The organism is Vibrio sp. STUT-A11 (genome assembly GCF_026000435.1).
In the GTDB taxonomy this organism is placed as follows: domain Bacteria; phylum Pseudomonadota; class Gammaproteobacteria; order Enterobacterales; family Vibrionaceae; genus Vibrio.
The window spans coordinates 1-22,850 of the sequence record NZ_AP026763.1 but is presented as its reverse complement, the minus strand read 5'-3'; the positions used below and the strand labels follow the sequence as shown (position 1 = coordinate 22,850).

The 22,850-nt window shown below is 47.0% G+C and carries 18 protein-coding genes; 8 read left to right on the top strand and 10 right to left on the bottom strand.

Annotated features, from left to right (window positions below; all coding sequences use genetic code 11):
- Position 1 precedes the first annotated feature (1 nt).
- Complete coding sequence (locus tag OO774_RS00090; RefSeq protein WP_264903648.1) at positions 2-625, bottom strand: YigZ family protein; 624 nt, start codon at positions 623-625, stop codon at positions 2-4.
- A gap of 272 nt (positions 626-897) precedes the next feature.
- Between OO774_RS00090 and fadB the strand changes: the two genes are divergently transcribed.
- From fadB to OO774_RS00075, 3 genes are all read left to right on the top strand, one after another.
- A complete protein-coding gene (gene fadB / locus OO774_RS00085) occupies positions 898-3,069 on the top strand; it encodes a fatty acid oxidation complex subunit alpha FadB (RefSeq protein WP_264903647.1) in 2,172 nt (723 codons plus the stop codon).
- A gap of 15 nt (positions 3,070-3,084) precedes the next feature.
- Positions 3,085-4,260: an acetyl-CoA C-acyltransferase FadA gene (fadA, locus tag OO774_RS00080; protein ID WP_263837754.1), complete on the top strand. Its 1,176-nt coding sequence runs from the start codon at positions 3,085-3,087 to the stop codon at positions 4,258-4,260.
- A 258-nt stretch (positions 4,261-4,518) separates the two neighbouring features.
- The gene (locus tag OO774_RS00075; RefSeq protein ID WP_264903646.1) at positions 4,519-5,499 is read left to right on the top strand and encodes an MDR family oxidoreductase; all 981 of its coding nucleotides are present in this window, start codon (positions 4,519-4,521) and stop codon (positions 5,497-5,499) included.
- Positions 5,500-5,554: 55 nt separating this feature from the next.
- Here the strand turns inward: OO774_RS00075 and OO774_RS00070 are convergent, their stop codons facing one another.
- A complete protein-coding gene (locus OO774_RS00070; RefSeq protein WP_264903645.1) occupies positions 5,555-6,496 on the bottom strand; it encodes a LysR family transcriptional regulator in 942 nt (313 codons plus the stop codon).
- Positions 6,497-6,661: 165 nt separating this feature from the next.
- Positions 6,662-6,844, bottom strand: coding sequence for a hypothetical protein (locus tag OO774_RS00065; RefSeq protein WP_264903644.1), 183 nt, complete (start codon positions 6,842-6,844; stop codon positions 6,662-6,664).
- A gap of 134 nt (positions 6,845-6,978) precedes the next feature.
- On the opposite strand from OO774_RS00065, the gene tusA reads away from it, so the two are divergent.
- Entirely contained in the window at positions 6,979-7,227 is a 249-nt protein-coding gene (gene tusA / locus OO774_RS00060; protein WP_264903643.1) for a sulfurtransferase TusA, read from the top strand.
- A gap of 33 nt (positions 7,228-7,260) precedes the next feature.
- On the opposite strand, the gene OO774_RS00055 is transcribed toward tusA, so the two are convergent.
- Complete coding sequence (locus OO774_RS00055; protein ID WP_264903642.1) at positions 7,261-7,521, bottom strand: hypothetical protein; 261 nt, start codon at positions 7,519-7,521, stop codon at positions 7,261-7,263.
- A 206-nt stretch (positions 7,522-7,727) separates the two neighbouring features.
- Positions 7,728-8,282 (bottom strand): TMEM165/GDT1 family protein, encoded by a 555-nt coding sequence (locus tag OO774_RS00050; protein ID WP_264903641.1) that lies wholly within the window; start codon positions 8,280-8,282, stop codon positions 7,728-7,730.
- Between the two features lie 483 nt (positions 8,283-8,765).
- On the opposite strand from OO774_RS00050, the gene glyQ reads away from it, so the two are divergent.
- The 4 genes from glyQ to OO774_RS00030 all read left to right on the top strand — a co-directional run bounded on the left by glyQ (position 8,766) and on the right by OO774_RS00030 (position 15,564).
- Entirely contained in the window at positions 8,766-9,686 is a 921-nt protein-coding gene (gene glyQ / locus OO774_RS00045) for a glycine--tRNA ligase subunit alpha (protein WP_264903639.1), read from the top strand.
- 14 nt (positions 9,687-9,700) lie between these two features.
- Positions 9,701-11,767 (top strand): glycine--tRNA ligase subunit beta, encoded by a 2,067-nt coding sequence (gene glyS, locus OO774_RS00040; protein ID WP_264903637.1) that lies wholly within the window; start codon positions 9,701-9,703, stop codon positions 11,765-11,767.
- A gap of 232 nt (positions 11,768-11,999) precedes the next feature.
- Positions 12,000-14,084 carry an alpha-amylase gene (locus OO774_RS00035; protein ID WP_264903635.1) on the top strand — a complete coding sequence of 695 codons (2,085 nt, stop codon included), beginning with the start codon at positions 12,000-12,002 and terminating at the stop codon, positions 14,082-14,084.
- A gap of 226 nt (positions 14,085-14,310) precedes the next feature.
- Complete coding sequence (locus tag OO774_RS00030) at positions 14,311-15,564, top strand: valine--pyruvate transaminase (RefSeq protein ID WP_264903634.1); 1,254 nt, start codon at positions 14,311-14,313, stop codon at positions 15,562-15,564.
- 76 nt (positions 15,565-15,640) lie between these two features.
- Here the strand turns inward: OO774_RS00030 and OO774_RS00025 are convergent, their stop codons facing one another.
- The 5 genes from OO774_RS00025 to dnaA all read right to left on the bottom strand — a co-directional run bounded on the left by OO774_RS00025 (position 15,641) and on the right by dnaA (position 22,850).
- Complete coding sequence (locus tag OO774_RS00025; RefSeq protein WP_264903632.1) at positions 15,641-16,078, bottom strand: Hsp20 family protein; 438 nt, start codon at positions 16,076-16,078, stop codon at positions 15,641-15,643.
- Positions 16,079-16,759: 681 nt separating this feature from the next.
- Positions 16,760-19,177 (bottom strand): DNA topoisomerase (ATP-hydrolyzing) subunit B, encoded by a 2,418-nt coding sequence (gene gyrB / locus OO774_RS00020; protein WP_264903630.1) that lies wholly within the window; start codon positions 19,175-19,177, stop codon positions 16,760-16,762.
- 13 nt (positions 19,178-19,190) lie between these two features.
- A complete protein-coding gene (gene recF, locus OO774_RS00015) occupies positions 19,191-20,270 on the bottom strand; it encodes a DNA replication/repair protein RecF (RefSeq protein WP_264903629.1) in 1,080 nt (359 codons plus the stop codon).
- 9 nt (positions 20,271-20,279) lie between these two features.
- Positions 20,280-21,380: a DNA polymerase III subunit beta gene (gene dnaN, locus OO774_RS00010; RefSeq protein ID WP_264903627.1), complete on the bottom strand. Its 1,101-nt coding sequence runs from the start codon at positions 21,378-21,380 to the stop codon at positions 20,280-20,282.
- Between the two features lie 63 nt (positions 21,381-21,443).
- Positions 21,444-22,850, bottom strand: a complete 1,407-nt coding sequence (gene dnaA / locus OO774_RS00005) for a chromosomal replication initiator protein DnaA (RefSeq protein WP_264903625.1) — start codon at positions 22,848-22,850, stop codon at positions 21,444-21,446.

The window sequence follows — 22,850 nt, the reverse complement described above, 5'->3', positions numbered from 1 at the left end:
ATTATTTTCCGTCTAGTGGGGTAATAATTGCCTTCGCCCCACTTTTATTAATGATAGCTTGGGTAAATCCGCTCACTTCACGAAGCTCAATTTCTACCACCAGCACGACCTGATCGCTGTATTCAGCATCAACTTCAACCGCCCCAAACTGAGGCATAATAGACTGTGCGATAGGCATAAACCCATAGTCTAACGCTAGTCTGAGCTTTGTGGTTATTTTTTTCTCAATAGTTTGAAGCTGCCTGAGTGCTTGTTGTACACCACCACCATAGGCCTTCACTAAACCACCCGTGCCTAATTTGATACCGCCTGAGTAACGGGTGACAACCGCCGTAATTTCTCCAACCCCTGAGCCAGAGAGCTGCGCGAGAATAGGTTTACCTGCCGTTCCAGACGGTTCGCCATCGTCACTAAAGCCCCACTTCATCGAGTCTTCTGGTCTTCCGGCGACAAATCCCCAGCAATTGTGTCTCGCATCCGCGTGTTTTGTTTTTACTTGCTCCACAAACGCTTTAGCCGCTTCGACACTTGGCGTATGGGCAAGATAAGTAATAAACACACTCTTTTTGATCTCGTCTTCAAATTGAGTCGGTTGTGCAGGAATCAAATAAGGCAGGTCATTCATAGCATTAGGTCGCTTGTCTCTTTGCCTGAAGTCTACCACGAGTGGGATTTACAAGTCGCATAAGATCTGTCCCAGCGCACAATGTTAAACACTTGTTTGAAAAATGCATTGAAATTAAACATCCACCGATCAAAACTAACATCAATGGTCAAGCCAGAATTAGAATAAAACACTTCCTCGATACCTATTTATTCAAGGCTATTTATACGAGGAAGAGCACCATTTAAATAGGTATACAGACAATCCCAGATTGTATGTCATGGAGATAGACAATGATTTACCAAGCCGAAACCCTACAGGTAAAGGAAATACAGGATGGTATTGCAGAGCTGAGTTTCTGCTCGCCAAAATCCGTAAATAAACTTGATTTAGCGACGCTTGAGTCACTAGACAAAGCCCTTGATGCACTTATCGCACACCAAGGTCTGAAAGGCGTAATGCTGACTTCAGATAAAGATGCGTTCATTGTAGGTGCAGACATTACTGAATTCTTAGGCCTGTTTGCTAAGACTGATGCCGAGCTGGATCAGTGGCTACAATTCGCCAACAGCATCTTCAATAAACTTGAAGATCTACCAGTACCAACCATCTCTGTCATCAAAGGCCATGCTCTTGGTGGTGGCTGTGAGTGTGTATTGGCAACAGACATGCGTATCGGTGACAAAACCACCAGCATTGGTCTGCCAGAAACCAAACTTGGTATCATGCCAGGCTTTGGTGGCTGTGTACGCCTGCCTCGTGTTATCGGCGCTGATAACGCGATGGAAATCATTACACAAGGTAAAGCGCTCCGTGCTGATGAAGCACTAAAACTTGGCCTGTTAGATGCGGTTGTCGATTCAGACTCTCTACATGCATCCGCTCTGCAAACACTGACATCTGCAATCAACGAAAAACTTGATTGGCAAGCTCGCCGCAAACAAAAGACATCACCACTAACGCTAAGCAAGCTAGAGTCGATGATGAGCTTCACGATGGCAAAAGGCCTGGTGGCACAAAAAGCGGGCCCACACTACCCAGCACCAATAACATCAGTCCTTACTATTGAAGAAGGCGCTCGATTTGCACGTAATGAAGCGCTGGATGTTGAACGTAAGCACTTCGTTAAACTGGCAAAATCAGAAGAAGCGAAATCACTGGTTGGTCTGTTCCTTAGCGATCAGTACATTAAAGGCATCGCTAAAAAAGCGGCAAAATCAGCAAACAAAGACACTAAACGTGCAGCAGTCCTTGGCGCAGGTATCATGGGTGGCGGTATCGCTTACCAATCTGCACTGAAAGGTGTGCCTGTACTGATGAAAGACATCGCTCAAGCCTCATTAGATTTGGGCATGAACGAAGCGTCAAAACTGCTGAATAAGCGTCTTGCAACGGGTCGTCTTGACGGTTTCAAGATGGCGGGTATCCTCGCGTCTATTACTCCAAGCTTGCACTACGCTGGCATCGAAAACTCAGATGTGATTGTCGAAGCCGTGGTTGAGAACCCGAAAGTAAAATCTGCGGTACTTAGCGAAGTCGAGCAAAACGTTGGCGAAGATACGGTTATCACGTCGAACACATCGACCATTCCAATCAATGTCTTGGCTCAGTCACTACAACGCCCAGAAAACTTCTGTGGTATGCACTTCTTTAACCCTGTGCATCGTATGCCGTTAGTTGAGATCATCCGTGGTGAAAAAACGTCAGATGAAACCATCAACCGTGTTGTGGCTTACGCAGCGAAAATGGGTAAATCACCAATCGTCGTTAATGATTGCCCTGGATTCTTCGTAAACCGCGTACTGTTCCCGTACTTTGGTGGTTTCAGCATGCTACTTCGTGACGGCGCTGACTTCACGCAAATCGACAAAATCATGGAACGCAAGTTTGGTTGGCCAATGGGTCCGGCATACTTGCTTGACGTGGTAGGTATCGATACCGCTCACCACGCACAATCCGTCATGGCTGAAGGCTTCCCAGAGCGTATGGGCAAGCAAGGCCGCGATGCCATTGATACCTTGTTCGAGGCTAATAAATTTGGTCAGAAAAACGGCAGCGGCTTCTACAGCTACTCTGTTGATAAGAAAGGTAAGCCGAAGAAGACCTTCTCTGAAGAGATCTTACCGCTACTGGCTGACGTGTGTGCAGACAAACAAGACTTCGACGAGCAAACCATCATCCAACGTATGATGATTCCGATGATCAACGAAGTGGTGCTGTGTCTACAGGAAGGCATTATCGCCACTCCACAAGAAGCGGATATGGCTCTGGTTTACGGTCTGGGCTTCCCTCCATTCCGCGGCGGTGTGTTCCGCTACCTAGACAGCGTTGGTATTGCTGAATACATCGAAACAGCAAAACAACACGCTGAACTAGGCGCGATGTACCACGTACCGCAAATGCTGATTGATATGGCAGCCAAAGGCGAGACCTTCTACGGCGCACAACAGCAAGGTTCTATCTAAGGAGGGATTCCCAAAATGACTAATCAAACAAGAAATGTTGTCGTAGTAGATTGTCTACGTACCCCAATGGGTCGCTCTAAAGGTGGCGCTTTCCGTAATACTCGAGCAGAAGATCTTTCTGCACAACTGATGAAAGGCATTCTGGCGCGTAACCCGCAAGTTAACCCAAGTGAGATCGAAGACATCTACTGGGGCTGTGTACAACAAACGCTGGAACAAGGCTTTAATGTGGCACGTAACGCAGCGCTGTTGGCTGGCTTGCCAATTGAAATTAGTGCGGTTACCGTAAACCGTTTGTGTGGTTCATCCATGCAGGCACTGCATGACGGTACACGTGCCATTATGACTGGCGATGCCGAGATCTGCCTAATTGGTGGTGTTGAACACATGGGTCACGTACCAATGAACCACGGTGTAGATTTCCACCCGGGTATGGCAAAGAACGTAGCAAAAGCGGCGGGTATGATGGGCTTAACAGCCGAAATGCTGGGTAAACTGCACGGTATTAGCCGTGAGCAACAAGATGAATTTGCCGCGCGCTCCCATGCTCGTGCTCATGCAGCAACACTAGAAGGTCGCTTTAAGAACGAAATCTTACCTATCGAAGGTCATGCTGCAGACGGCACACTATTTACTCTGGATTACGATGAAGTTATCCGTCCAGAAACGTCAGTCGAAGGCCTGTCTCAACTTCGTCCGGTATTCGACCCGGCAAATGGTACTGTGACGGCAGGTACGTCTTCTGCTCTGTCAGATGGCGCATCAGCAATGCTGATCATGAGTGAAGAAAAAGCCAACGAGCTTGGCCTGAAGATTCGTGCGCGTATTAAAGGTATGGCGGTTGCAGGCTGCGATCCGTCAATCATGGGTTACGGTCCGGTACCAGCAACACAAAAAGCGCTAAAACGTGCAGGTCTGTCTATCGAAGATATGGACGTAGTCGAGCTAAATGAAGCGTTCGCAGCACAATCACTACCATGTGCTAAAGACCTGGGTCTGCTTGATGTGATGGACGAAAAAGTGAACCTGAATGGCGGCGCAATCGCTTTGGGTCACCCACTCGGCTGTTCTGGCTCTCGTATCTCTACGACGCTGATCAACCTAATGGAAGCAAAAGACGCGAAATACGGCCTTGCGACCATGTGTATCGGTCTTGGTCAGGGTATCGCGACTGTTTTTGAGAGACCTTAGGTCTTTGAACAACACAGTGATCCACTCGGCATCCTGATGAAATGCACCGATGCTAAAGTCATTTAGTATTAGACTTAAGGGCGACATCCTGTGTCGCCCTTTATTTTTAAGTTTTTATCAGAGATCTATGCACTAAACGAATAGATTAAATGATGATCTTTCATTTTATTCATAACTAAACAAGACATACACTTAGAGGCAGTTAATATCTTGCTGCTGTGGCATCTCAGTCACACTACCGCACACTCGGAGAACCTCATGTTTAATGCTCTAGTTCTAAACCAAGAAGACAAACGTACTATCGCCAACATCGAACAAATTGATGAAACCCAACTTCCTGAAGGTGACGTCCTGATTGACGTTGACTACTCATCGTTAAACTACAAAGACGGTTTGGCGATTACGGGCAAAGGTAAAATCATCCGTAACTTCCCAATGGTTCCGGGCATTGACCTCGCTGGTACCGTGGTGAGCTCTGAAGATGGACGCTACCAGGCTGGTGACAAAGTGGTACTGACAGGCTGGGGCGTGGGTGAAAATCACTGGGGTGGTATGGCACAGCGTGCTCGTTTGAAAGCCGATTGGTTAGTACCTCTGCCAGAAGGGCTAGACAGCAAAAAGGCAATGATGGTTGGTACTGCTGGCTTTACCGCAATGCTGTGTGTTCAGGCGCTGCTTGATGCTGATATCAAACCAGAAGCAGGCGAAATCCTTGTTACTGGCGCCAGTGGTGGCGTAGGCTCAGTCGCTGTGGCCTTGTTAGCGCAACTGGGTTACAAAGTCGCGGCCGTCACTGGTCGCGTAGAACAAAACGGCCCACTGTTAGAAAAACTGGGCGCAAGTCGCATCATCGACCGCGTTGAGTTTGAAGAACCGGCTCGACCACTTGAGAAACAAATCTGGGCAGGTGCCGTTGATACTGTCGGCAGCAAAGTGCTGGCTAAAGTGCTGGCACAAATGGATTACAACGGCGCAGTCGCAGCATGTGGCTTAGCAGGTGGCTTTGACCTGCCAACCACTGTGATGCCATTTATCCTGCGTAATGTAAGACTCCAAGGCGTGGACTCTGTTATGTGTCCAACTGAAAAACGTATCGCCGCATGGGAAAAGCTGGTTGAGATACTGCCTGATAGCTACTTTGATCAAGCTTGTACCGAAGTCGAACTGGCAGAAGCGCCGAAGTACGCCGAAGACATCACGAATGGCCAAGTCACTGGTCGTGTGGTTATTAAGCTTTAAGCTCTACAATCACAAATTAGACAGATTAAGAGCCGGCATTGCTGGCTCTTTTTGATCAGCCTAACCCCATATCTTCGATGCGCTTGGCAATCAAACGTCCGCACTCTTCTTTCACTATCCCTCTCAGCCATTCTTGTGCCGGTGAATGCTCACAACGCGCATGCCAGATCATCGAGTAGTCAAACGGGGTAAATTCAAACGGTAAAGGTTTCACCATCAGGTCGTAGCGATCCGCTACCAAATACGCTAAATCAGCCGGAACCGTGATAATAATCGGCAGCGTATCGACAATCGCCAGTGCAGCTTCAAGATGGTAAGCACGCAGCACCATTTTGCGCTGTGGCTTATCAGTCAGAGCTTGCTCGATCAGCGCATTTACCCCATCACTGATCGCAATCATTGCATGTGGATGCCGCAAATAATCTTCGAGATTCATCTCTTTATCTGCCAGCGGGTGCTGCTTCGACAATAAACACAGCACACCAACCCGGCCTAGTATTTCACTGCGCAGTGGCGCTATGGGGCCGGTCGGTCGGCAGATGGCGAGATCAGCGCCTTCATAGGTCAGTTGATCAGACAGCCTGTCGTGCTGCAATGGCAGGAAGTTAAACGACACATTAGGCGCTTCCTGATAAATACGCGGCAAGGCAAAAGGCAAGATGGTCTGCATGGCGTAATCTGTCGTGGCGATAGTAAAAGTCTGGTCGCAATGCAACGGATCAAACTCAATAGGTGAAAGCAATTGGCGCAGCGACTCTAACGGCTCTCCCAGTGAGCGATCAATTTCCAGCGCCTTTTGCGTCGGAATCAAGTGCTGCCCCTGACGAGTGAAAAGAGGATCGCCTAATAAGTCACGTAATCGTCCAAGCACTCGACTCATCGCCGACTGGCTTAAATTCAGCCGAGTAGCTGCCTTACTAACACTGCTTTCTTCAATCAGCACGCGTAATGCGACCAATAAATTCAGATCTCGACGATAAATGTCTTCTAATTCCACAATGACCACGTACTATGCAGGGATTTCGTTAAATTGTACTCTTCAGGCAAAAAAAATCCCGCCTTTCAGCGGGGAAGCCCAAGAAAAAATGGGGATAGTGTCGGAATGAAGTGTTGGTAAAAACAAGATGTTGAAATCAAAATATTCTGGTTGAGTAAAGTGATACTAATGTTCTCGCTCTGATACATCAGACCATTTGTTCATCTCAATTAAAATACCCAAAATCGTTGCAATCACACCCACCAAAGGCATGAGTGAGGTTTCAGCTGGAGTTCTGAGCACTAAGGCACAAAACGAGATTAAGCACAGAACAGAATAAATCGTTAGTCTGTCTAAAGCTGTTAGCATAGCCTTCCCCCTTACCACTTGTTACCAATTTGTTAATTTAAGGTAAAACAAAAATAACAGTTTGCCAAGTGGTTATTGAATATTTTTTCCACGAACGTAAAATTCATCGCTAAGTTAGCTACGAGAGTCACACTATGAGCTTTAATCCTGAACTGGCAACCAAGACGTTAGAAGCAGAGGGACTGCGCTGTCCAGAGCCAGTGATGATGGTCAGGAAGACAATTCGCAACATGCAAGATGGTGAAATTTTGCTGGTCAAAGCGGACGACCCATCCACAACTCGAGATATTCCGAGCTTCTGCCGATTTATGGATCATGAATTGATAGCGGCACAAACAGAGCACTTACCCTACCAGTACCTGATCAAGAAAGGTTTGGAATAATTAAAAACGGCAGCCAATTAGGCTGCCGTTTGTCTATTCGTCATATTCCAAGGTGCGAAGTTCTGACTGTAACTTATTGATCTGTTTTTTCATCGCCCGCATTTCTTCATGCATCGGAATAATATGCTCAACCCGAATCCACGCCTCTACCGTTAACCCGGTGAGTATGAAAGTTCCTGCGACAATCGGTAACCACATGTCGGTCAACACCAAAGCCAACAAACACAGTGCTAAACCAAAAGTGAATAAATAACTCTGACTCTTTGGGGTCATCCCCATGTAACGTGTAAGCATAAACTTGCCCTCTCGCCATCATTACCGCTATTAAATTACCATGACAAGTATGACACGAATATGCCTCTCGTCACGCTACTGAACGATTTTAAGCCAGAGTTTGAGCTAAGCCACGAATTCGCTACTTATTGAGAGTTAACCACATTTTCAACGACGTTTCGGGGCAAAATAACCCTATATAGTTCGCTTAACCCACATTGTTCAAATTAGAAAAATGCTGCACCAATCGCCAACAAGACGAACAAAAAGGCGGTTACTTTACGTATAAAATCCAAAGGTATTCTATCCGCAGATAGTTTACCGATCAGAACCACAGGCACATTCGCCAGTAACATACCTATCGTCGTGCCTAAAATTACCCAACTCAAGGCATCAGCGTACTGCGCGCCCAGAATAGAGGTGGCGATCTGAGTTTTGTCTCCAATCTCAGCGACAAAAAAGGCAATAAAACTGGCAATAAACGGGCCGCGGTTGGAGATTTCTTCATCGTCATCAAGTTTATCTGGAACCAGAATCCAAGCCGCCATGGCAACAAAACTGACCACCAGCACCCACTTTAAAACTTCAGGAGACAAATAGTCGGCGACAACGACACCTAACCATGCAGCTAAAGCGTGGTTAGCAATAGTGGCTAAAAAGATGGCTGCAATAATAGGAACCGGTTTACGGTATCGACTGGCAAGTAACAACGAAAGCAATTGGGTCTTATCGCCAATTTCTGCTAACGCGACAGTAGTAATTGAAATAGCTAAAACGCTCACGACATGCTCTTTGGGGCAGGGATTATTATATTTAACCGTAGACAAACCTCACGCCCCACCCCGGTTCGTGATGATTTATCTAAGGTCTTGCTAAACTCGAAAGGCTTCGAGTCTCGAGCGCCATGGTGATTTTGCACCAATTATGTTGACGAACGAACCAGATGGATAGGAAACTCCATCGGGTAAGCTACTCCCCAAAGACTGGCGCAATTCTAGCCAACCTTGTTATGCATCTCAAGCATCAAAGCAGCAGAAAACTCCCTTTTAAGAAAAATACAGCAGATAACGCGGTAAAAATTCCTTAAAGGAGAAAACCGCCCACGAATTAATCAAGATTAGCTCTACTCCCATGCTCAATATCTGGGTATACTAGATTGTTAATTTATTCAACCGTAATTACTCCTTATCGCCCTTGTTAGCGTTGTAAAACCCAGCACTGACAGCGAACTAGCGAGTAACAAGAGAATCGCGCGAACCTGACTTATGCAAAAATACGATATCAAAACCTTCCAGGGAATGATCCTCGCGCTGCAGGATTATTGGGCTCAAAATGGTTGTACCATTGTTCAACCGCTAGATATGGAAGTGGGTGCGGGTACCTCTCACCCAATGACCTGTCTACGAGCGCTTGGCCCAGAGCCAATGTCGACAGCTTATGTACAACCTTCACGTCGTCCTACTGATGGCCGTTATGGTGAAAACCCTAACCGTCTTCAGCACTACTACCAATTCCAAGTAGCGCTAAAACCATCGCCAGACAATATCCAAGAGTTGTACCTTGGTTCCCTTGAAGTTCTTGGTATTGACCCACTTGTACACGACATCCGTTTCGTAGAAGACAACTGGGAAAACCCAACGCTAGGCGCATGGGGCCTCGGCTGGGAAGTTTGGCTAAACGGCATGGAAGTGACTCAGTTTACTTACTTCCAGCAAGTTGGCGGTCTTGAGTGTAAACCAGTCACTGGTGAGATCACTTACGGTATCGAGCGTCTTGCTATGTATATCCAGGAAGTAGATTCCGTTTACGACCTGGTATGGAATATCGCACCAGATGGTAGCGTCGTGACTTACGGCGATATCTATCACCAAAACGAAGTGGAGCAATCAACTTACAACTTCGAACACGCTGACGTTGATTTCCTATTCGGCTTCTTTGAACAGTGTGAGAAAGAGTGTAAAGAGCTTGTTGCGCTTGAAAAACCACTTCCACTGCCTGCTTACGAACGCATCCTGAAAGCAGGCCACGCGTTCAACCTGCTAGATGCACGCAAGGCGATCTCAGTAACTGAGCGTCAACGCTACATCCTACGTATCCGTAACCTGACTAAGTCAGTAGCAGAAGCATACTACGCATCTCGCGAAGCACTTGGCTTCCCAATGTGTAAAAAAGAAGATAACGCGTAAGGGGTCGATCTAACATGGCAAAAGAATTTCTAATCGAGCTAGGTACAGAAGAGCTACCACCAACGCAACTTCGTACTCTGGCTGAAGCATTCGCAGCAAACTTTGAAGCTGAACTAAAAAGCGCAGAGCTTGCTCATGAAGGCATCAAGTGGTTTGCAGCACCTCGCCGTCTGGCACTTAAAGTAGCCGCACTGGCAGAAAGCCAATCTGACAAAGTCGTTGAAAAACGCGGCCCTGCGGTATCTGCAGCATTTGACGCTGACGGTAACCCAACCAAAGCAGCTCAAGGCTGGGCTCGTGGTTGTGGCATTACGGTTGACCAAGCGGATCGCATGGTAACAGACAAAGGTGAATGGCTACTATTCAAACAAGAAGTGAAAGGTCAGCCGACATCTGAGATCGTGGTTGAGCTAGCAGCAAAAGCACTGGCAAACCTACCTATCGCAAAACCAATGCGTTGGGGTAACAAAACCACTCAATTTATTCGTCCAGTAAAAACTCTGACCATGTTAATGGGCAGCGATCTGATCGAAGGTGAAATCTTAGGCGTAGCATCTGCTCGCACGATCCGTGGCCACCGCTTCATGGGCGAGCAAGAATTCACTATCGACTCTGCTGAGCAATACCCTGCGATTCTTGAAGAACGCGGTAAAGTTATGGCGGATTACGAAGCTCGTAAAGCAATCATCCTGGCTGACGCACAAAAAGCGGCAGCAGCGGTTGGCGGTATCGCTGATCTAGAAGATGACTTAGTAGAAGAAGTGACCTCTCTGGTTGAATGGCCAGTGGTACTTACAGCGAAATTCGAAGAAGAATTCCTCAAAGTGCCTTCTGAAGCCTTGGTTTACACCATGAAAGGTGACCAGAAGTACTTCCCTGTTTACTCTGAAGACAAGAAGCTACTGCCTAACTTCATCTTCGTATCAAACATTGAGTCGAAAGAACCTCGCCACGTTATCGAAGGTAACGAGAAAGTTGTACGTCCACGTCTAGCTGATGCCGAGTTCTTCTTCAACACTGACCGCAAGCGTCCACTGATTGACCGTCTTCCTGAGCTGGAAAACGCGATTTTCCAGAAGCAACTGGGCACAATCAAAGACAAAACCGATCGTATCACAGCGCTTTCTGGCTACATCGCCAAGCAAATTGGTGCCGATGTTGAGAAATCGACTCGTGCAGGTTTGTTGGCGAAGTGTGACCTAATGACTTCAATGGTATTCGAGTTTACGGATACTCAAGGTGTTATGGGTATGCATTACGCAACTCATGATGGTGAAGATGAGCAAGTAGCACTCGCACTGTACGAGCAGTACATGCCGCGTTTCGCTGGTGATGTTCTGCCAAGTAGCGCGATTTCTTCTGCAGTGGCAATGGCTGACAAGCTGGACACTATCGTTGGTATCTTCGGTATTGGCCAAGCACCGAAAGGCAGCGACCCATTTGCACTTCGTCGTGCCTCTCTGGGCGTACTACGTATCATCGTTGAAAACGGCTACAACCTAGACCTTCTAGACCTTATCCGTGAAGCAAAAGTACAGTTTGGTTCTAAACTGACTAACGACAATGTTGAGCAAGATGTCATCGAGTTCATGCTTGGTCGTTTCAATGCATGGTATAAAGATGAAGGTTTCAGTGTCGATATCATTCAAGCTGTACTGGCGCGTCGCCCGACTAAACCAGCTGATTTCGACCAACGTGTGAAAGCGGTATCTCACTTCCGTGAGCTAGAAGCAGCAGAATCTTTAGCAGCTGCGAACAAACGTGTAGGTAACATCCTGGCGAAATTCGATGGCGAACTAACAGAAGAGATCGACTTGTCTCTTCTACAAGAAGATGCAGAAAAAGCACTAGCAGAAAGCGTTGAAGTGATGACTGAAGCACTTGAGCCAGCCTTTGCGACAGGTAACTACCAAGAGGCCTTAAGCAAACTTGCTGACCTACGTGAGCCAGTGGATGCGTTTTTCGACAACGTAATGGTAATGGCAGACGACGAAGCACTTAAGAAGAACCGTCTGACCCTGCTGAACAATCTGCGTAACCTGTTCCTACAGATCGCCGACATCTCTCTTCTGCAAAAATAAGTAACCGAAACTGAGTTACTGACTGAAAAAGAAGTCACAAGATAACCAAAAGGGAAGCATCTGCTTCCCTTTTTTGTTTTCTAAAAGATAAGGTTAGAGGGATTTATTACTCATTCTGTGAACAAGGCAAAAATTTGTAGGGTGAGAGAGGTTTAACTTGTTGCTGCACCGCTCGGATTGTAGAGGCTTCTTTTTGTTATAAAAGATCTGTTTATTCGGGGGGAAGGACACAATGAAAAAAACAATTCTCGCACTCTCTATTGGTCTGCTTAGTGCTTGCAGCCAAATTCCAGAAAATGCCATCGTATTAAGCGTCGGTGATGACAAAGCCATGTTCGAGCAAAACGATCAAGGATTACTCGTCGCAGAACAAAAACTGGACAAAGGCAATTACACTTTCACGATTGCCGACAGCAAACAAAGCTGTGGTAGTAGCTTCGCTCTGGCAGAAGAAAGCCGCATCAAATTCAACACACCATTAAAAATGGATAACTGTGCAACGGATGCTGCTATGCCGCTGCGCATTTTCAAAGCCAATACCTACCAATTTACGCTCAACCCAACGACCAATGAGCTGACGGTGAAGATCAAACCAAAACAGTCTCAGGTAACCAGCTTCACTTGCCCTGTCGCAACCGATACTGCTAAAACCATCAATGTCGCGGAAACCTTTAGTGATGGGACTTTGGTTCGAGATGCACTGACGGGACAAGAGACAACCGTAACCAATGGCGCAGTCACCCTTCAGGCAGGCCCAATGAGTCAGGGGCTGCTACTGCTAGAGGAAGTTGAACAGCAAGCGAATAAACCATTCAGCTGGGATAACGCCACCGTTTATTTCGTCATGACCGACCGTTTTTACAATGGTAATCCAAACAACGACAACAGCTATGGCCGCAGTAAAGACGGTAAATTCGAGATCGGCACCTTCCACGGTGGTGACTTGGCAGGCCTGACCAAAAAGCTCGACTACATTGAATCTCTCGGTGTTAACGCGATTTGGATAACCTCACCGCTGGAGCAAATTCACGGCTGGGTTGGCGGTGGCGACAAAGGCGATTTCAAACACTACGGCTATCACGGCTACTACCATCAAGACTGGACTAAACTCGATGCCAATATGGGCACCGAAGGTGAGCTGCGAACCTTCATCGATTCCGCGCATAACAAAGGCATTCGCATCATTTGGGATGTGGTGATGAACCATACTGGCTACGCCACACTGGCCGACATGCAGGAGTTTGGTTTTGGTCAGCTTTACCTTGATGACCAAGAAGCGAAACAAGTGCTGGGTGAAAAATGGACCGACTGGCAGCCAAAATCGGGTCAGAGTTGGCATAGCTTCAACGACTACGTCAAATACAGCGATAACCAAGCGTGGGAAAAATGGTGGGGCAAAGCGTGGATTCGTACCGACATCGGTAATTACGATGCTCCGGGATACAACGACATCAGCATGTCTCTGAATTACTTACCGGATCTGAAAACCGAGTCAACTCAGAAAACCGGTTTACCAAACTTCTTCCACAACAAAGATACCGGCGCACGTGATGAACAAAAGACGCCGCGCGAACATCTGATCACTTGGCTATCCGATTGGGTCCGTGATTATGGCGTTGATGGGTTCCGTGTCGATACCGCCAAACATGTAGAAATGGACGCGTGGTCAGAATTGAAAGCCAGTACCACACAAGCGCTTACCGAATGGAAACAAAACAACCCAGATAAAGCGCTGGACGATTTACCATTCTGGATGACGGGCGAAGTCTGGGCACACAGCGTGGTAAAGAGCCCTTACTTCGATAACGGATTCGATTCAATTATCAATTTCGAATTCCAATCAGATGTGGCACCAAAAGGGCTGAAATGTTTTGCCAACCTCGACAGCGATTACCGACGCTATGCAGAGCAAATCAACAACGACCCCGAGTTCAATGTGTTGAGTTACCTTTCTTCTCATGACACGCAGCTGTTCTGGTCTGCACGTAGCCGCAGCTTCGATGATCAGGCTCGCGCTGCAAATGCGTTAATGCTGACACCTGGCGCGGTTCAGATCTATTACGGCGACGAAATTGCCCGTGACTTTGGTCATACCGGTTCAGATACCCACCAAGGGACCCGCTCCGACATGCCATGGGATAAGATTCATGGCGAGCGTGAAGACTTACTGCAGCACTGGCAAAAACTGGGAGAATTCCGTAAGCGTCACCCAGCCGTTGCTCAAGGTAAGCACATTACACGTAATCAGGAAGGATATTACGCGTTCGAGCGCCAGTATCAGGATGACAAAGTACTTATTGTCTACACTGGCGAATAGCACATCCATCTATCCACCAGCAAGGGAAGCGTAGGCTTCCCTTTTTATTTCTCTTTTCGCTTTATAATCCATTCATCTGGTCTGAACAGACACTTTTTTCTTCTTCGAGTGAATTCACACTTTGCGTCGTAATAACATTAGGGTAAGGTCAAGTATTACACTATAAGCTGATGTTCAGTCAGCAAGACTACACAAAGCAATCACAATGAATTAGGTATAAGTAAACATGCAGTACTCAAAGTTTGGCGAAAAATTTAATCAGTATTCAGGTATCACACAGTTAATGGATGATTTAAATGATGGTCTTCGCACACCAGGTGCCATCATGCTCGGTGGAGGTAACCCTGCCGCCATTCCTGCCATGCTCGATTACTTTCACCAAGCCAGTGAGGAAATGCTCGCCAGCGGAGAACTCATCGCCGCACTCACCAACTATGATGGTCCCCAAGGTAAAGACGCGTTTATTAAAGCGCTGGCAAAACTGTTTCGTGAAACCTACGGTTGGAACATCAGTGAGAAGAACATCAGTCTGACCAATGGCAGCCAAAGCGGTTTCTTCTACCTATTTAATTTACTCGCAGGCCAACAGCCTGATGGTTCACACAAAAAAGTACTGTTGCCGATCGCGCCAGAGTATATTGGTTATGGTGATGCAGGTGTTGATGAAGATATTTTCGTCTCGTACCACCCAGAAATCGAATTACTTGATAATGGCTTGTTTAAATACCACGTTGATTTTGAAAAGCTAAAAGTCGATGATTCCGTCGCCGCTATCTGTGCTTCTCGCCCAACCAACCCGACGGGTAACGTACTAACGGATGAAGAAGTTCGTAAACTAGACAAGCTCGCGCGTGAAAATAATATCCCACTAATCATTGATAACGCTTACGGTTTGCCATTCCCGAACATCATTTTTGAAGATGTTGAACCATTCTGGAATGACAATACGATTCTGTGTATGAGCCTGTCCAAGCTTGGTTTGCCGGGCGTACGCTGCGGTATCGTGATTGCCAACGAAGCGATTACCCAGGCTTTGACCAATATGAATGGCATTATCAGCCTCGCGCCGGGGAGCGTCGGCCCTGCACTGGCCAACCATATCATTGGTAATGGCGACCTGCTTAAATTGAGTTCGGATGTGATTAAGCCTTACTACCAGCAGAAATCTCTACGTGCGGTAGAACTGCTGCAGCAAGCGATTACGGACGAGCGTTTTCGTATTCACAAACCTGAAGGCGCAATCTTCTTGTGGCTGTGGTTTGACGAACTGCCAATCACCACTATGGAACTGTACCAACGTCTGAAAGCTCGTGGAGTGCTGATTGTACCGGGTGAGTACTTCTTTATCGGTCAGGAAGATGAATGGGATCATGCGCATCAATGTCTGCGTATGAACTACGTTCAGGATGACGAGATGATGCAGAAAGGTATCACAATTATCGCTGAAGAAGTTGAAAAGGCTTACCAAAAAGGTAAATAGAAAAACAAACTAAAAGAGCGCCCTTTTCCGTAACGGAAGGCGCTCTTTCTCACTCTATGTGCAATCTACTTGCTGATTAGTTGTTTTCTAGCAAGTTACTGCCGCCGATAACAATTTTACGTGGTTGCATCGCTTGTGGAATTTCACGAACCAAATCAATGTGTAGCAGGCCGTTTTCCATTGAGGCACCAGTCACTTTCACGTAGTCAGCAAGCTGGAACTTACGCTCAAAATCGCGCTCTGCAATACCTTGGTAAACGTAGTTTTTACCTTCTTCTGCTTTACGCTCGCCCTTCACAATCAGCATGTTTTCGTTTTGGGTCAGATCAAGCTGCTCTTCAGCAAAACCCGCTACAGCCATCGTAATACGAAAGTTATGCTCATCTTTTTGTTCGATATTATACGGAGGGTAACCGCCAGAAGAGTTCTTCGCAGAGCCCGCTTCCATCAGATTTAGCAGACGGTCGAAGCCAATAGCATTACGGTATAGTGGTGAGAAATCTACATTGCGCATAAATCTATCCTCTTAATTAAGCAATAGTCTTAGCTCAGATGACACTCATCTAATTGGCGTGTTTATGCAAAAACCAGCGCCGAGCTAAGGAATCCGAATCATTCCGCCAGTGAAAACGCTTTTCACCAAGACATGACAGAGATCATTAAGTTAAGTTGGGTGCCAAAACAAAGCATCCTCTTTTGAGCGATCTTGCTTTAGCGGTTGCAGAGGGCTGCTCTTCTAGTCTCTAGCAAGTCAGCTAACCTCTTCAATTCTAGATATAAGGTCTGAAAATACGCTTTCAAGGGATGGAACGAAAATAATTTATCGATTTGAGGTCCTGTATTAAGATCCTAGGTTCTAGAATCCTAGGTCCTGGGGAAAAACACAAATACGGATTACGGATTACGGATTACGGATTACGGATTACGGATTACGGATTACGGATTACGGATTACGGATTACGGATTAATTTTCAACCACCCAAGCCGAATATCAAGCATTTCGGTATTCTGTAAGCGAAGCGCCCTGTATTCTGTATTCCAAGACAACAAGCACCTGAGCTTACAGTTGTAACTGAACTTACCACAGATACACCTAGGTCCTAGGATCCTATCAACCTAGGACCTTTGCCAAAAACAAAAACGCCACCTCTTACGAGATGGCGCTTGTACTAATAACTAAAAGCCGAGTTATCGACTACACGTCTAGGTTAGCAACCTTCAGTGCGTTCTCTTCAATGAAGTTACGACGCGGCTCAACCTGGTCGCCCATTAGCGTTGTGAACAACTGGTCTGCACCAACAGCATCTTCAATGGTTACTTGCATCATACGGCGCGTCTCTGGGTCCATTGTGGTTTCCCAAAGCTGATCTGGATTCATCTCACCCAAACCTTTATAGCGCTGACGGCTTAGACCACGCATGGACTCTTTAACCAGCCACGCTAGCGCTTCTGCAAAGCTTGAAACTGCCAGAGTACGCTCGCCACGTTTGATGTAAGCGCCTTCTTCTATCAGACCATCCAACGCTTCAGACAGATCCGCCAACTTGCTGTATTCTTTCGAATTCAGGAAGTCGATGCTTAGTGCATGTTCATGTGTCACACCATGAGTACGTACGATGATCTTAGGTAAGCTCAGACCAAGCTCTGCGTGTTGTTCAACCTCAAAGCTGTATTGGCTCGCACCCACTTCTTTTGCGTTCAGCTGCTCAACAAGCTGCTTAGTCCAAGCTTCAACCGCTGCTGCATCGTGACATTGTTCTGGTGTCAAACGCGGCGTGTAAATCAGCTCGTGCATCAATGCGCTTGGGTAGCGACGGCTCATACGCTCAGCTAGCTTAATGCCCGCATTGTATTGCTGAACCAGTTTCTCTAACGATTCACCCGCAAGAGCTGGCGCTTCTGCGTTAACGTGCAGTGATGCGTTATCCAGTGCCAGTGATACCTGGTATTGGTTCATCGCTTCTTCATCTTTGATGTACTGCTCTTGTTTGCCTTTTTTCACTTTGTATAGTGGTGGCTGAGCGATGTACACGTAGCCACGCTCAATAAGCTCTGGCATTTGGCGGTAGAAGAAAGTCAACAGTAGCGTACGGATGTGCGAACCATCGACGTCGGCATCGGTCATGATGATGATGTTGTGGTAACGCAGTTTGTCCGGGTTATATTCGTCACGACCAATACCACAACCTAGTGCCGTGATAAGCGTCGCGACTTCTTGTGAAGAAAGCATCTTGTCGAAACGTGCTTTCTCTACGTTCAGGATCTTACCTTTCAGCGGCAGGATAGCCTGGTTCTTACGGTTACGACCCTGCTTAGCACTACCGCCCGCAGAGTCACCCTCCACAATATATAGTTCAGAGAGTGCCGGATCTTTTTCCTGACAGTCAGCAAGTTTGCCCGGAAGGCCTGCTAGGTCTAGCGCACCTTTCCGACGAGTCATTTCACGAGCTTTACGTGCGGCTTCACGTGCGCGGGCTGCATCGATGATTTTAGAACAAACCATCTTCGCTTCACTCGGGTTTTCAACTAAGAATTCTGAAAGTTTTTCACCCATCGCCGACTCAACTGCTGATTTCACTTCTGATGAAACCAGTTTGTCTTTGGTTTGGCTTGAGAATTTTGGATCAGGCACTTTCACCGAAACCACAGCAGTCAGACCTTCACGTGCGTCATCGCCTGAGGTTGCTGTTTTCGCTTTCTTCGAGAAACCTTCTTTATCCATGAAAGTGTTCAGCGTACGCGTCAGCGCAGCACGGAAACCAGCGAGGTGAGTACCACCATCACGCTGTGGAATGTTGTTAGTAAAACAGAAGATGTTTTCCTGGAAACCATCGTTCCATTGCATTGCCACTTCGACTGCAATGCCGTCTTCACGCTCAAAGTTAAAGTGGAAGATTTTCTCGATGATTGGTGTTTTGTTGGTATTTAAGTGCTGAACAAATGCCTGAATACCACCTTCGTACATGAAGTGGTCATGCTTATCTTCTTCACGTTCATCTGACAGCTTGATAGAAACGCCAGAGTTCAGGAACGATAGTTCACGCAGACGTTTAGCTAGAATGTCGTAATGGAATTCTGTGTTAGTGAAAGTCTCACCACTTGGCCAGAAGCGAATTTGTGTACCGGTTTTATCCGTATCACCAACAATCGCCAGAGGAGCTTGAGGCTCGCCGTGACGGTAGGTTTGAGTATGGATATGGCCACCACGGTGAATGGTCAGTTCAACTTTTTCAGACAGCGCGTTTACTACCGAAACACCTACACCGTGCAGACCACCCGATACTTTGTACGAGTTATCGTCGAACTTACCGCCAGCGTGAAGAACCGTCATGATAACTTCAGCTGCTGAGACATTTTCTTCTGAGTGGATTTCTGTTGGTATACCACGGCCATCATCGCTAACGGAAACAGAGTTATCCTCATGAATTGTCACAACGATGTCTTTACAGTGACCTGCCAACGCTTCATCAATTGAGTTATCCACCACCTCGAAAACCATGTGGTGCAGGCCGGTCCCGTCGTCCGTATCGCCGATGTACATACCTGGACGCTTACGTACCGCATCCAGACCCTTCAGTACTTTAATACTCGATGAATCGTAATTTTCAGACATGAGTTTCTCTCTTCTAGTTTGACTCTATCCTGCCATGTTCCACATGAAACAATTTACCATGTTCGTCCAACATGTCGGCGATTTGATTTTCAGTGATAGAGCTTACAAATACTTGTGCGCCCGTCTCTTTCAAGCAGTCAGCAAGACGCTTGCGACGTTGGCTATCTAATTCCGACGCAAAGTCGTCAATTAGGTAAATGCATTGTTTACCGGTCATCTCTGTCAGGTGCTGACCTTGCGCTACTCGCAATGCACACACCATGAGTTTTAATTGACCGCGTGATAGAACATCCTCAACCGGCGTTCCGTTCACTTTAATGCGTAAATCAGCTTTATTCGGACCACTAAAGGTGTAACCCAGTGCCTGATCACGCTCGAAATTCTTTTCCAGTATCTCTTGGTACGGGGTGTCTTTATCCCAACCTCGATAATACTTTAATTGGATCTCAAATTCTGGCAAAAATGTCTGGCAGATGCTCTCCGCAACGGATTTCATTTGTTCGATGTACAACGCGCGCCACTGGCTGATGTTTTCCGCCAAACGTGCCATTTCCTGATCCCAGTAACTGAGTTCTCGGTAACTCGTGGCCGTTTTTAATAACGCGTTTCTCTGCTTATTGAGACGCTTAAAACGACCCCACGCATCATAAAAAGCGGGTTCAGTATGGAACACACCCCAATCGATAAATGCGCGCCGATGTTTAGGGCCATCGGTAAGTAAATCAAACCCTTCCGTATGTATCAACTGCAGTGGTAATACTTGTGCCAACTGCGCGAGTTTTTGCCCGGTTTGACCGCCTATTTTAACCTCTGTTGAACCGTCGCGCTGCTTATTAATGCCGATTGGTAACTCAAATTGATCAGAGTTCAAAAAACGCCCATGAACAAACAGTTCAGCACACTCATTTTGAATGACACGGCCAGTCAGAGAGCTTTTGAATGATCGGCCATGTCCAAGCAAATAGACCGCTTCCAGGACACTGGTTTTACCGCTGCCATTAGGCCCGATAAGAAAGTTAAAGCCTGTTGATAACTGAATATCACAGGCTTTAATGTTTCGAAACTGCTGAATAATAAGGCGAGAAAGAGGCATTCTGTTCGCTTATAGACGGATTGGCATCACCACGTACATGGCACTGTCATCGTCGGCATTTTCAATCAGTGCACTCGCATTCGCGTCCGACATCGACACACGCACATTTTCACAACGTAGCGTATTCAGCACATCCAGTACGTAGCTGACGTTGAATCCGATTTCGATCGGTTCGCCTTCAAAGCTGACATCCAGCATTTCTTCGGCTTCTTCTTGCTCTGGGTTGTTGGCAGTAATGCGCATTTCCGTATCTGCCAGGTTCACTCGCACGCCACGGAATTTTTCATTGGATAAAATCGCTGCACGTGAAAATGCCTGGCGCAACTCGTCACAACTTGCGATTAGAGTCTTGTTGGTATTCTGCGGCAACACGCGGCGATAGTCAGGGAAGCGACCATCAACCAGCTTAGAAGTGAAGATAAAGTTGTTCACTTCAGCACGTACATTAGAGTTACCAATTTGCAATACGACCGGTTGCTCTGGTGCATCCATTAACTTAACGAGTTCCTGGACCCCCTTACGTGGCACAATGATTTGCTTTTGTGCAAAGTCCGCGCCCAGTTCTGTTTGTGATACCGCCATACGGTGGCCATCGGTCGCGACACTGCGCAAAATCGTGCCATCAATTTCAAACAACATACCGTTGAGGTAGTAACGAACGTCCTGATTCGCCATTGAGAATTGGGTTTTGTCGATCAGTGTGCGCAGATCTGCCTGGCTCAGTGAGACTTCTACTTCACTTTGCCAGTCTTCAATATTTGGGAAGTCGTTCGCTGGTAGTGTTGCCAGTGAGAAACGGCTACGGCCAGAGCGAACTTGTACGCGATCGCCTTCTAAAACAAAAGTGATGATCGCGTCGTCAGGTAAACCACGGCAGATATCGAGAAACTTACGCGAAGGAACGGTAATGCTGCCCGCTTCAAAATCCCCTTCCAGAGTCACTTTGCTTACCAATTCCACTTCCAAATCGGTCGCGGTCATTGAAAGCACGTTCTCTTCTACTTTAAGTAGTAAGTTACCCAGAATAGGCAGGGTTGGTCGGCCACCTAAAGCACCCGAAACCTGTTGTAGCGGTTTGATTAAATGACTACGTTCAATAGTAAATTTCATGCTTGGCTCTTTACGCTGTCAGCTCAATAAATGATTTGCTTAGAATACCGTTATTCTAACCGATTAAGAGGACAGGGTGCGAATCAAGTTAGAGTAATCTTCTTTAATATCGTGGCTCTCTTCACGCAGCTGCTCAATCTTGCGACAAGCATGCAGTACCGTGGTATGGTCACGACCACCAAACGCATCGCCAATTTCTGGCAAGCTGTGGTTAGTCAGCTCTTTTGCCAGTGCCATCGCTAGCTGACGAGGACGCGCGACTGAACGAGAACGACGCTTAGACAGCAGATCCGCCACTTTAATTTTGTAGTATTCCGCGACTGTCTTTTGAATATTATCGATGGTCACCAGCTTTTCTTGCAGAGCCAGTAGATCGCGCAGCGCTTCACGTACAAAATCAATCGTGATTGGGCGACCAGTAAAGTTCGCATTGGCGATAACACGGTTCAGCGCACCTTCCAGTTCACGAACGTTGGAACGCAGGCGCTTAGCAATAAAGAATGCCACTTCGTCGGCCAGGTGAATTTGGTGATCTTCGGCCTTCTTCATCAAAATCGCCACGCGCGTTTCCAGCTCAGGCGGCTCGATCGCAACCGTAAGACCCCAGCCGAAACGAGATTTCAAGCGATCTTCTACCCCACTGATCTCTTTTGGATAACGATCAGAAGTCAGGATGATCTGTTGGTTGCCTTCCAATAACGCGTTGAAGGTATGGAAGAATTCTTCCTGCGAGCGCTCTTTATTGGCAAAGAACTGGATATCATCGATAAGCAGTGCGTCGACACTGCGGTAGTAGCGTTTGAACTCTTCAATCGCGTTATTTTGCAGTGCTTTTACCATGTCTTGCACGAAACGTTCTGAGTGCATGTACACCACTTTCGCGTTCGGGTTGTTATCCACAATCGCATTACCCACCGCGTGGAGCAAGTGAGTTTTACCCAGGCCAGTACCACCATAAAGGAACAATGGGTTGTACGCTGCACCCGGGTTATCCGATACCTGACGTGCCGCAGCCAAACCTAGTTGGTTCGATTTACCTTCAACAAAGTTGTTGAACTTATGCTTAGGGTTAACGTTAGAGCGGTGATTGATGTCTGCGATCGCTTGTGCGTCATCATCCCAGGTTTTATGAACCGGTTTACGAGCTTGTAATTGTGCAGGCGCTGAAGATTCAGCAGCAACATCAGCAGGCGTGCGCGTCGGTGCAGGCTTAGGTGCAGATACAGGACGACTACCCACTTCAAAACGTAAGTTCGGGATGTCGTTACCGCAATAGTGCTGTAGTAAGCGGGTAATACTGTTCAGATACTTATCACGCACCCAATCCAACACAAAACGGTTTGGAGCGAATAGAGTGAGCGTATTGTCATTGAGCTCCGCTTGTAGCGGACGAACCCACATGCTGAATTCTGTTGCTGGTAGCTCTTCTTGAAGCTGCTGCAAACATTGCAGCCAAAGCGAAGATGACAC

What these genes read in the sequence shown, in the direction of transcription:
- glyS (WP_264903637.1), top strand. Translation starts at nt 9,701, where the DNA reads ATGGCAAAAGAATTTCTAATCGAGCTAGGTACAGAAGAGCTACCACCA.
- OO774_RS00075 (WP_264903646.1), top strand. Translation starts at nt 4,519, where the DNA reads ATGTTTAATGCTCTAGTTCTAAACCAAGAAGACAAACGTACTATCGCC.
- recF (WP_264903629.1), bottom strand. Translation starts at nt 20,270, where the DNA reads ATGCCTCTTTCTCGCCTTATTATTCAGCAGTTTCGAAACATTAAAGCC.
- dnaN (WP_264903627.1), bottom strand. Translation starts at nt 21,380, where the DNA reads ATGAAATTTACTATTGAACGTAGTCATTTAATCAAACCGCTACAACAG.
- OO774_RS00035 (WP_264903635.1), top strand. Translation starts at nt 12,000, where the DNA reads ATGAAAAAAACAATTCTCGCACTCTCTATTGGTCTGCTTAGTGCTTGC.
- tusA (WP_264903643.1), top strand. Translation starts at nt 6,979, where the DNA reads ATGAGCTTTAATCCTGAACTGGCAACCAAGACGTTAGAAGCAGAGGGA.
- OO774_RS00030 (WP_264903634.1), top strand. Translation starts at nt 14,311, where the DNA reads ATGCAGTACTCAAAGTTTGGCGAAAAATTTAATCAGTATTCAGGTATC.
- gyrB (WP_264903630.1), bottom strand. Translation starts at nt 19,177, where the DNA reads ATGTCTGAAAATTACGATTCATCGAGTATTAAAGTACTGAAGGGTCTG.
- fadA (WP_263837754.1), top strand. Translation starts at nt 3,085, where the DNA reads ATGACTAATCAAACAAGAAATGTTGTCGTAGTAGATTGTCTACGTACC.
- OO774_RS00025 (WP_264903632.1), bottom strand. Translation starts at nt 16,078, where the DNA reads ATGCGCAATGTAGATTTCTCACCACTATACCGTAATGCTATTGGCTTC.
- OO774_RS00090 (WP_264903648.1), bottom strand. Translation starts at nt 625, where the DNA reads ATGAATGACCTGCCTTATTTGATTCCTGCACAACCGACTCAATTTGAA.
- fadB (WP_264903647.1), top strand. Translation starts at nt 898, where the DNA reads ATGATTTACCAAGCCGAAACCCTACAGGTAAAGGAAATACAGGATGGT.
- glyQ (WP_264903639.1), top strand. Translation starts at nt 8,766, where the DNA reads ATGCAAAAATACGATATCAAAACCTTCCAGGGAATGATCCTCGCGCTG.
- OO774_RS00065 (WP_264903644.1), bottom strand. Translation starts at nt 6,844, where the DNA reads ATGCTAACAGCTTTAGACAGACTAACGATTTATTCTGTTCTGTGCTTA.
- OO774_RS00055 (WP_264903642.1), bottom strand. Translation starts at nt 7,521, where the DNA reads ATGCTTACACGTTACATGGGGATGACCCCAAAGAGTCAGAGTTATTTA.